Below are 12,789 nucleotides of genomic sequence, written 5' to 3' on the forward strand. Positions count from 1 at the left end.
GTAGCCATTCCCGTTAGTGTCAGCGCTCCTTTTCCGCAACACGATATGACATCGGCAGGCCATTGACGGACGTTCTGACAACCGCTTCCCTGATCTCGGAAGAGAGCCGTGCGACGGCCACTCCGATGATGGAGCAATATATCGAAATCAAGGCGAACAATCCCGGTTCGCTGCTGTTCTACCGCATGGGCGATTTTTACGAATTGTTCTTTGACGATGCGGTGGAAGCTTCCCGCGCTCTCGGTATCACGCTGACGAAACGTGGCCAACACATGGGTCACGATATTCCCATGTGCGGCGTTCCCGTCCATGCTGCGGATGATTATCTCCAGAAGCTCATCATGCGCGGCTATCGCGTTGCCGTCTGCGAGCAGGTTGAAGACCCGGCCGAGGCGAAGAAGCGCGGATCGAAATCCGTGGTAAAACGCGATGTGGTGCGGCTTGTCACGCCTGGCACGCTCACCGAAGAAAAACTGCTTTCGCCAACGGAATCCAACTATCTGATGGCGCTTGCTCGTATTCGCGGCAGTGCGGAGGCACAGTTCGCGCTTGCCTGGATTGATATTTCCACCGGTGTCTTCCGTCTGGCGGAAACGACGCTGACGCGGCTTCTTGCCGATATCTGGCGTATCGACCCGCGCGAGCTGATCGTTGCCGACAGCCTATTCCACGACGAGGAATTGCGGCCGGTGTTCGATATGCTGGGCCGCGTGGCGGTGCCGCAGCCGGCCATTCTGTTCGACAGCGCTACGGCTGAAGGGCGGATCGCGCGTTACTTCAACGTCTCGACGCTCGATGGTTTCGGCACGTTTTCGCGCGTGGAAATGGCCGCTGCCGCTGCCGCCGTTGCCTATGTCGAAAAAACGCAGATCGCCGAGCGCCCGCCGCTCGGCGCGCCGGAACGCGAAAGCGCTGCCTCCACGCTCTTCATCGATCCCGCGACCCGTGCCAATCTGGAGCTGGTGAAGACGCTCTCGGGTGAGAGGGACGGCTCGTTGCTGCATGCGCTGAACCGCACGGTCACCGGCGGCGGTGCGCGGCTTCTCGCCGAGCGGCTGATGTCACCCTTGACCGATCCGGAGAGGATCAATGCCCGTCTCGACGCGGTTGCTTATCTGATTGACGATGTCTCCCTCTGCGACGGTCTGCGCGATGCGCTGAAGCAGGTGGCCGATATGCCGCGCGCGCTTTCCCGCCTTGCGCTGGAGCGCGGCGGCCCGCGCGATCTCGGCGCGATCCGGCAGGGCTTGGCGTCGGCCGAGAGAATTGCCGCCATTCTCGATCAGGGGCTGTTGCCGGAGGAGCTTGCCTCAGCCCTTGCGGATCTGAAAGCCTTGCCGAGCGGGCTGGAAGCGATGCTCGGCTCGATGCTGGCCGACGATCTGCCGCTTCTGAAGCGCGATGGCGGCTTCCTGCGTGAGGGCGCCAATCCCGAACTCGATCAGGTGCGCGCGTTGCGTGACCAGTCGCGCCGGGTGATCGCCGGGCTGCAACTGCAATATGCCGAGGAGACCGGCATCAAGTCGCTCAAGATCAAGCATAACAACGTGCTTGGTTATTTCATCGAGGTAACGGCGGGCAATGCCGATGTCATGATGGCGACGGATGAGGCGAAGGCGCGCTTCATTCACCGCCAGACCATGGCCGGCGCCATGCGCTTCACCACCACCGAACTTGCCGATCTCGAAAGCCGCATCGCCAATGCCGCGGCTGAGGCTCTGACCATGGAGCTGGAAGCCTTCGAGCGCATGGTCGAGGCCGTGGTGCAGCAGGCGGAGGCGATCAAGGCGGGTGCGCTGGCGCTTGCGGTGATCGATGTCGCCTCAAGCCTTGCTTATCTCGCGACCGAACAGGCCTATTGCCGCCCAATCGTTGATGCCTCCATGACCTTTGCGATCACAGGCGGGCGTCACCCGGTTGTGGAACAGGCGCTGCGGCGGCAGTCCGCCGGACCGTTCATTGCCAATAATTGCGATCTATCGGCAGTCGATGGTGGCAAGAACGGTGCAATCTGGCTGCTGACCGGCCCCAACATGGGCGGTAAATCGACCTTCCTGCGCCAGAATGCGCTGATCGCCATTCTCGCGCAGATCGGCTCCTTCGTTCCGGCGGAGGCCGCCCATATCGGTGTCGTTGACCGGCTGTTTTCCCGCGTCGGCGCCTCTGACGATCTGGCGCGTGGCCGCTCGACCTTCATGGTGGAGATGGTGGAAACCGCCGCCATTCTCAACCAGGCGACGGATCGATCGCTGGTCATTCTGGATGAGATCGGTCGTGGCACGGCAACCTTCGACGGGCTTTCCATCGCCTGGGCGGCGGTGGAACACCTGCATGAGGTCAATCGCTGCCGCGGCCTCTTCGCCACACATTTCCATGAGTTGACCGTGCTGTCGGAAAAACTCGGCCGCCTTTCCAATGCCACGATGCGGGTGAAGGAATGGGAAGGTGACGTCATCTTCCTGCATGAAGTCGGACCGGGCGCTGCGGACCGTTCTTATGGCATTCAGGTGGCGCGGCTTGCGGGCTTACCGGCATCGGTTGTGGAGCGGGCCCGCGAGGTACTTACGAAACTGGAGGATGCCGACCGCAAGAACCCGGCAAGCCAGCTGATTGATGATCTCCCGCTGTTCCAGATCGCGGTTCGCCGCGAGGAAACGCGCAAGGCAGGACCATCAAAGGTGGAGGAAGCCCTGAAAAGCTTCAATCCGGACGAAATGACACCGCGTGAGGCATTGGACGCGCTCTATGCGTTGAAGAAAGAACTTGGCAAGGCTTGAAGGCATAGAGTGCCTGTCCATAGCCTCTGAAACTCTTTATAGGACACTCCCATCGCAAGCGGTGGGGTTTCCCACAGGACATGGATAACGGCATAGATGGCCATCAAGGACCTGGATTTTTCCGACATTCTCGATTTATCGGCGCTGAAGCGAGACTGCGACGTCATCTTCAGGGAAGACGGCAAACGCATAGCCGATATCAAGTCCGATTTACTGCCGATCTTCCGCAAGGCCAGTACGGAAGGACGGGAAAAGGCCAGGGAACTGCTCAAAGCCGATGGCAGCGGTATTGATTGCGCCCGCCGCATCTCCTGGCTGCAGGATCGGCTGATCGAAACGCTCTATGATCTCTCCTGCCAATACGTCTATCCGAAAGATGCGCCGCAGATCGCTGTCGCCGCGGTTGGCGGTTATGGACGCGGCACGCTGGCGCCAGGATCGGATATCGACCTCCTGTTCCTGCTTCCCACCAAGAACACGCCTGACATGCACAAGGCCGTGGAGTTCGTGCTCTATCTCCTCTGGGATCTCGGCTTCAAGGTCGGCCACGCCACCCGCACCGTGGATGAATGCATTCGGCTTTCCAAATCCGACATGACGATCCGCACCGCTATTTTGGAAGTGCGGGCGATCTGCGGCAAGAAGTCCCTGACCGACGATCTCGAAAAACGCTTCGAGTCAGAAGTCGTCACCGGCACAGGCCCGGAATTCATTGCCGCCAAGCTCGCCGAGCGTGACCAGCGCCACCGCAAGGCCGGCGATACGCGTTATCTGGTGGAGCCGAACGTCAAGGAAGGCAAGGGCGGCTTGCGTGACCTGCACACGCTGTTCTGGATTGCCAAATATTATTATCACGTTCGCGACACGGCCGATCTGGTGAAGCTCGGCGTTTTGTCGCGGTCAGAACTGAAACTGTTCGAAAAGGCCGATGATTTTCTCTGGGCCGTCCGTTGCCAGATGCATTTCATCACCGGCAAGGCGGAAGAACGCCTTTCCTTCGATATTCAGCGCGAAATTGCCGATGCGCTGAACTATCAGCCGCGCCCCGGCCTTTCCGCCGTCGAGCGCTTCATGAAGCACTATTTCCTCGTGGCGAAGGATGTCGGCGATCTGACCCGCATCGTCTGCGCCGGGCTGGAAGACAGGCAGGCGAAGGACGTGCCGGGCCTTTCCGGCGTGCTCAGCCGCTTCGCCCACCGCGTTCGCAAGATTCCGGGTTCCGTGGAATTCGTCGAGGACCGGGGGCGCATCGCGCTCGCGAAACCCGACGTCTTCAAGAACGACCCGGTCAATCTCATCCGGCTCTTCCATATCGCCGATATCAACAATCTCGAACTGCACCCCGATGCCTTGCGCGTGGTCACCCGTTCGCTTTCGCTCATCAATGACGAGCTTCGGGAAAACGAGGAAGCAAACCGGCTTTTCCTGTCGATCCTGACCTCGCGCCGTGATCCGGCGCTGACATTACGGCGCATGAACGAGGCCGGCGTGCTCGGCAAATTCATCCCCGAATTCGGCAAGATCGTCGCGATGATGCAGTTCAACATGTATCATCATTACACGGTGGACGAGCATCTCATTCGTTCGGTCGGCGTGCTGTCGGAAGTGGATAAGGGAACGGCTGTCGATGCCCATCCGCTCGCCAATCAGTTGATGCCCGGCGTCGAGGAACGCGAGGCGCTTTATGTGGCGGTACTACTGCACGATGTCGCCAAGGGCCGGCAGGAAGATCATTCGATCGCCGGTGCCCGCGTCGCCCGCAAGCTCTGCCAGCGCTTCCGTCTCACCGGCAAGCAGACCGAAACCGTCGTTTGGCTTATCGAGCAGCATCTTCTGATGTCCATGGTTGCCCAGACGCGCGACCTGCACGACCGCAAGACCATCACCGATTTTGCTGACAAGGTGCAATCCATGGAGCGGCTGAAGATGCTGCTCATCCTGACCGTCTGCGATATCAGGGCTGTCGGTCCGGGTGTGTGGAATGGCTGGAAGGGACAGCTGCTACGTTCGCTCTATTATGAGACGGAACTGCTTCTCTCCGGCGGTTTCTCGGAAGTTTCGCGCAAGGAGCGCGCACAGATTGCCCGGCAGGCGCTCTACGACGCCCTTGATGACTGGGGCCAGAAGGCGCGGCGCAAATACACCAAGCTGCATTACGAGCCTTATCTCCTGACGGTGGCGCTGGAAGATCAGGTGCGACACACCCGCTTCATCCGCGAGGCGGACAAGCAGGAAAAGGCGCTCTCGACCATGGTGCGCACCCATTCCTTCCACGCCATCACGGAAATCACCGTTCTGGCGCCCGACCATCCGCGCCTGCTTTCGATCATAACCGGCGCCTGCGCCGCGGCCGGCGCCAACATTGCCGATGCGCAGATTTTCACCACCTCAGACGGGCGGGCGCTCGATACGATCCTCATCAACCGCGAATTTCCGATCGACGAGGACGAGACGCGGCGTGGCAACAATGTCGGCAAACTGATCGAGGAAGTTCTCTCCGGCAAGCAGCGCCTGCCGGAAATGATCGCCACCCGCACCAAGAGCCGGAAGAAAAAGAGCGCCTTCACCATTCCGCCTTCGGTGACGATCTCGAATGGCTTGTCCAACAAGTTCACCGTCATCGAGGTCGAGTGCCTCGACCGGCCGGGGCTTCTGGCTGACATGACGGCTGTCATCGCCGACCTGTCACTCGACATTCACTCCGCCCGCATCACGACATTTGGTGAAAAAGTCATCGATACCTTCTACGTCACTGACCTCTTCGGTCAGAAGGTGACGAACGACAACCGGCAGGCCAGCATCGCGCAACGTTTGAAGGCGGTCATGAGCGAGCAGGAAGACGAATTGCGCGACCGCATGCCAAACGGCATCATCGCCCATCCAGACGTGGCGGCGCTGCCGGCCGCGCGCACGGCAAAGGCTTGAAAGTCCCATGAGTCTCATCGGCAAGTTCGCCACAGTCGGCACAGCCACGCTCGGCAGCCGCATCTTCGGCTTCCTGCGTGAAACGCTGATGGCAGCCGCCGTCGGCACCGGGCCGGTGGCGGATGCTTTCAATGCCGCTTTCCGCTTTCCCAATACCTTCCGGCGGCTTTTCGCCGAGGGTGCATTCAACTCTGCCTTCGTGCCGCTTTTCGCCAAGGAAATCGAAGCGAATGGCATGGAAGGCGCAAGGCGCTTTTCGGAAGAGGTCTTCGGCGTCCTGTTCACGGTGCTGCTGGCCTTGACGATCCTGATGGAACTGTCGATGCCTTTCATCGTGCGCACGGTGATTGCTCCCGGTTTCGTCGATGACCCGGTGAAGTTCGAAAACACCATCCACCTTGCCACCATCATGTTCCCCTATCTCGCCTGCATGTCGCTGGCGGCGATGATGGGCGGCATGCTGAACTCTCTGCACCGTTATTTTGCGGCTGCGATTGCTCCCGTTTTCCTCAACATCATTCTCATCGGCGTGCTCGCGCTGGCATGGTGGAAAAATTACGATCCGCTTCAGGTCGGTTACGCGCTCTCATGGGGCGTGATGGCGGCAGGTCTTGTGCAGCTCGCCATCGTCTGGATTGCGGTGCGCAATGCCGGAATGCGCATTGGTTTACGCAGACCACGGCTGACCAAGAACGTGCAGCGTCTTCTGGTCCTTGCCCTGCCGGCAGCCATCACCGGCGGCATTACCCAGATCAATCTGCTTATCAACACCAACATCGCTTCCGGCGGCGAAGGCGTCATATCCTCGCTTGCCTATGCGGACCGAATCTATCAACTGCCGCTCGGCGTCGTCGGCATTGCTGTTGCCACGGTGCTCCTGCCGGAACTGGCGCGGGCGCTGCGCGGCGGCCATATGGTGGAGGCCGGAAGCCTGCAGAACCGCTCGGTCGAGTTCGTGCTGTTCCTAACCCTGCCCGCTGCCGCGGCACTTCTCGTCATGGCCGAACCCATCGTTCGTTTCCTTTACGAGCGCGGCAATTTCTCGCCCTCGGCCACCTTCACCGTTGCGCAAATTCTTGGCATCTACGGTCTGGGCCTGCCGGCTTTCGTGCTCATCAAGGCCTTTATTCCGGGCTTCTTCGCGCGCGAGGATACCCGCACGCCAATGATTTTCGCGGCGATTTCGGTTGTCGTGAATGTCTCGCTGGCACTGACGCTCTTCCCGCGCCTCGGCGGTCCCGGCATCGCCATTGCCGAAATCACCGCCGGCTGGGTGAATGCCGCCCTGCTGTTCGGCATGCTTTTGTGGCGCGGTCACTGGCACCTGGATATTCCGCTACTCACCCGTATCCCGCGCCTGCTCCTGGCCGCGGCACTGATGGCCGTATTTGTGCATTATGCGCTGACGTGGCTGACCTTCGAGCTGTCTTCCGCCTCGTCCATTTTCGTGCGGGCCGGCACGATCATGGGCCTCGTCTTTGCCGCCATGCTGGTTTATTTCGTCCTGGCTTTCGTGTCTGGAGGTGCCGACATCGGCATGGTGAAGCGGGCCGTCCGCAAGCGCGGAAAAAAGAACGTCGAGACGGAGGCTGGCTGATGTCCTTTGCTGAAAACCGCCGCATCGCCCTCGTTACCCTCGTGGTTGATAATTACGATCGGGCGAAAGCGTTTTATTGCGATGTTCTCGGCTTCGAGTGCCTCTCCGATCAGCCACTGGACGACGGCAAGAGGTGGCTGGTGGTCAAGCCGCGGGGCGCTGACGGTGGCGCCCTTCTGCTCGCCGAGGCCGATGGTGAAGAGCAGCGCCTTGCCATCGGCAACCAGACCGGCGGCCGTGTCGGATTTTTCCTGCATACCGACAATTTCCATCGCGATTATGAGACGATGCTTGCCCGCGGCGTGCGCTTTGTGGAACAGCCTCGCCATGAGGTTTACGGTTCCGTTGCGGTCTTTGTCGATCCCTATGGGAATCGTTGGGATCTTCTGGAGCCGCGCGGCTGACAGGCCCTGAAAGCGCTTGATTGCGAGGGGCTGCGGGTGCATAAGCGCGCGTGCAATTCCAATCACGGGGCGGGGCCCTCCACAAGCCTTTTCGAGGACGACAATGAACGCATTCAAGCCGCTGGTTTTCTCGGGCGTCCAGCCGACCGGCAATCTGCATCTCGGCAATTATCTCGGCGCGATCCGCAAATTCGTGGCGCTGCAGGAAGATAATGATTGCATCTATTGCGTCGTCGACATGCACGCCATCACCGCCCAGCTCGTTCACTCGGACCTGAAGGCGCAGACCCGCTCTATCGCGGCCGCCTTCATCGCCTCGGGCATTGATCCGGTGAAGCATATCGTCTTCAACCAGTCGGCCGTGCCGCAGCATGCGGAACTGGCCTGGGTGTTCAACTGCGTGGCGCGCATCGGCTGGATGGAGCGCATGACGCAGTTCAAGGACAAGTCCGGCAAGAATGCCGAACAGGTGTCGCTCGGCCTCCTTGCGTATCCGAGCCTGATGGCTGCCGACATTCTCGTTTATCGTGCCACCCATGTTCCTGTTGGTGACGACCAGAAACAGCATCTGGAACTCGCCCGCGACATCGCCCAGAAATTCAACATCGATTTCAGCGACCATATCCGCAAGGCGGGCCTCGGGCTCGATATAACGGTCGGCGATGAGCCGGTACACGCCTATTTCCCGATGGTGGAGCCGTTGATCGGCGGTCCGGCCCCGCGCGTGATGTCGTTGAAGGACGGCACCAAGAAGATGTCGAAGTCCGACCCGTCCGATCTGTCGCGCATCAACCTGATGGATGATGTCGATGCCATCTCGAAGAAGATCAAGAAGGCAAAGACCGATCCTGATGCGCTGCCGAGCGAAGTGGAAGGCCTCAAAGGTCGCCCCGAGGCCGACAACCTCGTTGGCATCTATGCCGCGCTTTCCGACAAGACGAAGGCCGACGTTCTTTCCGAATTTGGCGGACAACAGTTCTCGGCTTTCAAGCCGGCCCTGGTCGAGCTCGCGGTGAATGTGCTGGCCCCCGTCAACAATGAGATGCGCCGCCTTCTCGATGACCCGACCCATATCGACGCCATCCTCAAGCAGGGCGGCGAACGGGCGGGCGCCATTGCCGAAAAGACCATGAACGAGGTGCGCGACATCATCGGCTTCCTGCGCTGACAGGTCGCTGCTGCTCGAATGCGTCGGGCGGTTTGCGCCTGTCGTGATTTGATATAATCTCCGCCCGAACCGTCGGGCGGTTTACGGATTACGGCGGACCTAGGGAGTGCAGAATGGTTTCAAAACGGCTGTCGCGTCTGGAAGGGCATCGTCGCAAGTTTCTTGCAGTTATCGATGACACGCCGGAATGCGAGAGGGCCGTGCACTATGCCGGTCGTCGCGCCAAGAACTCCAATGGCGGGCTGGTGCTGCTTTACATGATCCCGGAAGGCGATTTCCAGCAGTGGCTTGGCGTCGAGCAGATCATGCGGGCCGAGGCGCGCGAGGAGGCGGAAGCCACGCTTGCCAAGATCGCCCAGAAGGTGCGCGAGACGATCGGCATCGAGCCGGAAGCGGTGATCCGCGAAGGCAGCGCCACCGAGCAGATCCACGGGCTGATCGAGGAAGACCGCGATATCGCCATTCTCGTTCTGGCGGCGGGATCGACGAAGGAAGGTCCGGGACCGCTCGTTTCCTCCATCGCCGGGCGAGGGGCAGCCTTCCCGATCCCCGTCACCGTGTTGCCGGATACTTTGTCCGATGAGGAAATCGACGCTCTCTGCTGATCCGGTTTCGGGCGAGATTCAGGGTCTGACGATTTCTTGAATGTAATTATCATGTCAGGGCTTGAAGTGTAGCTTCGCCGGGCGTATTTTTTGGAAGAATTCTAAATTGCGGGGCGTGAACGGCGACCTCGAAGGAGACAGACGATGTTCATTCAGACGGAAGCCACGCCGAACCCGACAACGCTGAAGTTCTTGCCGGGCAAGGTCGTGCTCGAAAGCGGAACGGTGGAGTTCCTCAACCCGTCGCAGGCCCAGGCTTCGCCGCTGGCAGAGCGCCTCTTCATGATACCGGGTGTGACCGGCGTTTATTTCGGTTTCGATTTCATCACCGTCACCAAGGACGGCGCGGAATGGCAGCACCTGAAGCCCGCCATTCTGGGCGCGATCATGGAACACTTCATGTCCGGACGCCCGATCATGGGCACTGCCATTGCGGCCGAAGTATCGGATGAGGAAGGCGAGTTCTTCGAAGAGGGTGATGAAACCATCGTCGCCACCATCAAGGAACTGCTGGAAACCCGCGTCCGTCCCGCCGTGGCGCAGGACGGCGGCGACATCACCTTCCGCGGCTTCCGCGACGGCACGGTGTTCCTGAACATGAAGGGCGCGTGCTCGGGCTGCCCATCCTCCACCGCCACGCTGAAGCATGGTGTTCAGAAGCTGCTTCGCCATTTCGTGCCGGAAGTGCGCGAAGTCGAAGCGGTATAATGCTGTAAAGCCAGATCATGATTGTTCTCGCACTCGACACCGCAGGTGTGGATTGTTCCGCCTGTATCTATGACAGCAGCTCAGACAGGGTGCTGGGAGAAGTCTGCGAAACAATTGGCAAGGGCCATGCCGAAAGGCTGATGGCCGTGATCGATGGGGCTCTGGAGCAGGCGCAACTGTCGCTGCGGAATGTCGGGCGTATTGCCGTGACCATCGGTCCCGGGTCCTTCACGGGCATCCGGGTCGGTGTCGCCGCGGCGCGTGGTTTTGCCCTGTCGCTCGGCGTCGAGGCCGTCGGCATCACCACGCTTGAAACGCTTGCCCTGCATCATCTGCTGGAAAACCCCGACCGGCCAGTGGCGGTCGGTCTGGATGCCAAACGTGGCGAAACCTATCTCCAGACATTCGGCATGGACGGATCACCACTCAACGAGGCGGCGCTTCTGTCTCTGGATGACGCCAAGAGTGTTCTTTCCGGTTTTAATGGTTCCGTCATCGGCTCCGCCGCGCCGTTGTTTGCAGGAGAGGAAAGCGGGTCCGGGCCGGACCACTTTCCGATTGCCTCCGTTGCCCGTGCTGGCGCGCGCAAGCCGGAAGGGCAGCCGAAACCGGCACCGCTTTATCTGCGTGGGCCGGATGCCCGGCCACAAACCGGTTTTGCGCTGGCACGTCAGGACGTTGCCTGATACGGCATGCATGAGTGCATGTTTCTGATTCCCGATTCCTGTTATGTTTGACGAATATCTAAGCTGGAAGCCCTATTTCGAGATTGTGCCGATGCAGCATGAGGATTGCGCCGCGGTTGCGGAATTGCATGCGCTGCGCTTCCCGCGCCCGTGGAACGACGGGGAGTTTTCGGGACTGTTGACGCAGGGATCGGTTTTCGGTGCCGTTGCCCGGCAGACAAACGCCTTTTTCAGCAAGCCGCTCGGTGGATTCGTGCTGGCGAGGGAAGTGGCGGGCGAAGCTGAAATCCTGACCGTGGCCGTTGCCGACAAGTTCGCACGCGCGGGTCTCGGCTGGCGTTTGATGCAGTCGGCCATCCGCGAGGCGATGATGCGCGGCGCAGAAACCATGTTCCTTGAAGTTGATAATAACAACGCGTCCGCTCTGGGTCTTTACAGGAAGCTCGGGTTCAAAACCGTCGCGGAACGCAAGGCCTATTATACCGCCAAGGATGGAACGAAGTCGACGGCGCTTGTCATGCGCCGCGATCTTCGCTAGTTCCCTGCGACAGGCATTTTTTCGGCGAAAGCCGCAAACCGGAATTCTCAAAAGGCCATAAGACGTGACAGACCTTTCGAAAACGCTGGAGGAGCTTTGTGCCGAACGCGGTATGCGGATGACCGACCAACGCCGTGTCATCGCCCGCGTCCTTCAGGAATCGGCCGACCATCCCGATGTCGAGGAGCTTTACCGCCGTTCCTCCGCCGTGGACCCGCGCATCTCGATTTCCACCGTCTATAGAACGGTGAAGCTGTTCGAGGATGCCGGCATCATCGAGCGTCACGATTTTCGCGACGGCCGTTCACGCTACGAGACCGTGCCTGAAGAGCATCACGATCACCTGATCGACCTGAAGAATGGCGTCGTCATTGAATTTCACTCGGCCGAGATCGAAGCTCTGCAGGAGAAGATCGCCCGCGAACACGGCTTCAGGCTCGTGGATCACCGGCTGGAACTTTACGGCGTGCCATTGAAGCCTGGCGAACACTGAGACGCCGGTGAACAAGCGGGCGTTCTCATCATGATGTGGCTGCGGACAGCCTATATTGCGGTCGTACTCCTGATCGTCACGCTTGTTTTGCTGCCGCTTCAACTGCTGGGCCTTGCCTTCGACTGGCGGCTCCGCCGCCGCATTCCCCGCGTCTGGCATCGTATCGCCTGCCATGTTCTCGGCATACGCGTGCATGTCCACGGGGAAGTGGAGCGGGCAAAGCCGTTAATGCTCGCGGTCAATCACGCCTCATGGAAAGACATCCTCGTTTTGGGCAGCATTGCCGACGTGGTGTTCATCGCCAAGACAGAGGTGCGCGACTGGCCGGTTTTCGGCTGGCTCGCGCGGCTGCAGAAAAGCATCTTCGTTCAACGCGAGCAGAAACGCAGCACCGGCATGCAGGTGAGCGAGATCGCCAGCCGCATGGCCGATGGCGAGATCGTTGTCCTCTTTCCCGAAGGAACAACCTCGGACGGAAACCGCATGCTGGCCGTGAAATCCTCGCTCTTCGGTGCGGCGTCCACCGCCGCGGAACAGGTGCCGGGCAAGCTTGTTTATGTCCAGCCGGTCGCCATCGCCTATACGCGGCTGCATGGCATGGCGATGGGGCGCTACCATCGCGTCATAGCCGCCTGGCCGGGCAGCATCACGCTCGTGCCGCACCTGCTCGGCATCATCAAAGCGGGCGCCATCGATGTCGACGTGACATTTGGTGACAGCGTCCCGTTCCACAGCACCGACAACCGCAAGCGACTGGCGACCGATATCGCCGCCTCCATCCGCTCAATGCTGGCCTTCAGCCTGCGCGGCGGCTGGCGGAATTCGTGAGATCGTAGCTTTTCCGGCATTTTTCTGTTTAATCTGGCCGTGAAAAACACTAGATAGCCG

General features: G+C 60.2%; 11 protein-coding genes. All 11 read left to right on the forward strand.

All coding sequences use genetic code 11. The features are described from left to right. Positions 1-62 precede the first annotated feature (62 nt). The 11 genes from mutS (at position 63) to BTN45_RS00155 (ending at position 12,729) form a co-directional block, all read left to right on the forward strand. Positions 63-2,777 carry a DNA mismatch repair protein MutS gene (gene mutS, locus BTN45_RS00105; RefSeq protein ID WP_207588445.1) on the forward strand — a complete coding sequence of 905 codons (2,715 nt, stop codon included), beginning with the start codon at positions 63-65 and terminating at the stop codon, positions 2,775-2,777. Positions 2,778-2,873: 96 nt separating this feature from the next. Next, complete coding sequence (locus tag BTN45_RS00110) at positions 2,874-5,702, forward strand: [protein-PII] uridylyltransferase (protein ID WP_207588448.1); 2,829 nt, start codon at positions 2,874-2,876, stop codon at positions 5,700-5,702. Positions 5,703-5,709: 7 nt separating this feature from the next. Then, entirely contained in the window at positions 5,710-7,299 is a 1,590-nt protein-coding gene (gene murJ, locus BTN45_RS00115; RefSeq protein WP_045532958.1) for a murein biosynthesis integral membrane protein MurJ, read from the forward strand. Further along, complete coding sequence (locus tag BTN45_RS00120) at positions 7,299-7,703, forward strand: VOC family protein (protein ID WP_045532956.1); 405 nt, start codon at positions 7,299-7,301, stop codon at positions 7,701-7,703. The genes murJ and BTN45_RS00120 overlap by 1 nt, the downstream gene beginning before the upstream one ends. Positions 7,704-7,806: 103 nt before the next feature. Beyond that, the gene (gene trpS / locus BTN45_RS00125) at positions 7,807-8,871 is read left to right on the forward strand and encodes a tryptophan--tRNA ligase (protein WP_004439588.1); all 1,065 of its coding nucleotides are present in this window, start codon (positions 7,807-7,809) and stop codon (positions 8,869-8,871) included. A 113-nt stretch (positions 8,872-8,984) separates the two neighbouring features. Then, positions 8,985-9,476, forward strand: coding sequence for a universal stress protein (locus tag BTN45_RS00130; protein WP_003503758.1), 492 nt, complete (start codon positions 8,985-8,987; stop codon positions 9,474-9,476). 144 nt (positions 9,477-9,620) lie between these two features. Next, positions 9,621-10,184 (forward strand): NifU family protein, encoded by a 564-nt coding sequence (locus tag BTN45_RS00135; RefSeq protein WP_207588450.1) that lies wholly within the window; start codon positions 9,621-9,623, stop codon positions 10,182-10,184. 17 nt (positions 10,185-10,201) lie between these two features. Continuing rightward, positions 10,202-10,870 carry a tRNA (adenosine(37)-N6)-threonylcarbamoyltransferase complex dimerization subunit type 1 TsaB gene (gene tsaB / locus BTN45_RS00140; RefSeq protein ID WP_207588462.1) on the forward strand — a complete coding sequence of 223 codons (669 nt, stop codon included), beginning with the start codon at positions 10,202-10,204 and terminating at the stop codon, positions 10,868-10,870. A 43-nt stretch (positions 10,871-10,913) separates the two neighbouring features. Next, a complete protein-coding gene (locus BTN45_RS00145; protein ID WP_006698905.1) occupies positions 10,914-11,408 on the forward strand; it encodes an N-acetyltransferase in 495 nt (164 codons plus the stop codon). Positions 11,409-11,472: 64 nt separating this feature from the next. After that, the gene (locus BTN45_RS00150) at positions 11,473-11,901 is read left to right on the forward strand and encodes a Fur family transcriptional regulator (RefSeq protein ID WP_004439602.1); all 429 of its coding nucleotides are present in this window, start codon (positions 11,473-11,475) and stop codon (positions 11,899-11,901) included. Between the two features lie 30 nt (positions 11,902-11,931). Beyond that, positions 11,932-12,729: a 1-acyl-sn-glycerol-3-phosphate acyltransferase gene (locus BTN45_RS00155; protein WP_045532949.1), complete on the forward strand. Its 798-nt coding sequence runs from the start codon at positions 11,932-11,934 to the stop codon at positions 12,727-12,729. Positions 12,730-12,789 lie beyond the last annotated feature (60 nt).

The sequence above is a fragment of the Rhizobium sp. ZX09 genome, assembly GCF_017357485.1.
Lineage (GTDB): Bacteria > Pseudomonadota > Alphaproteobacteria > Rhizobiales > Rhizobiaceae > Agrobacterium > Agrobacterium pusense.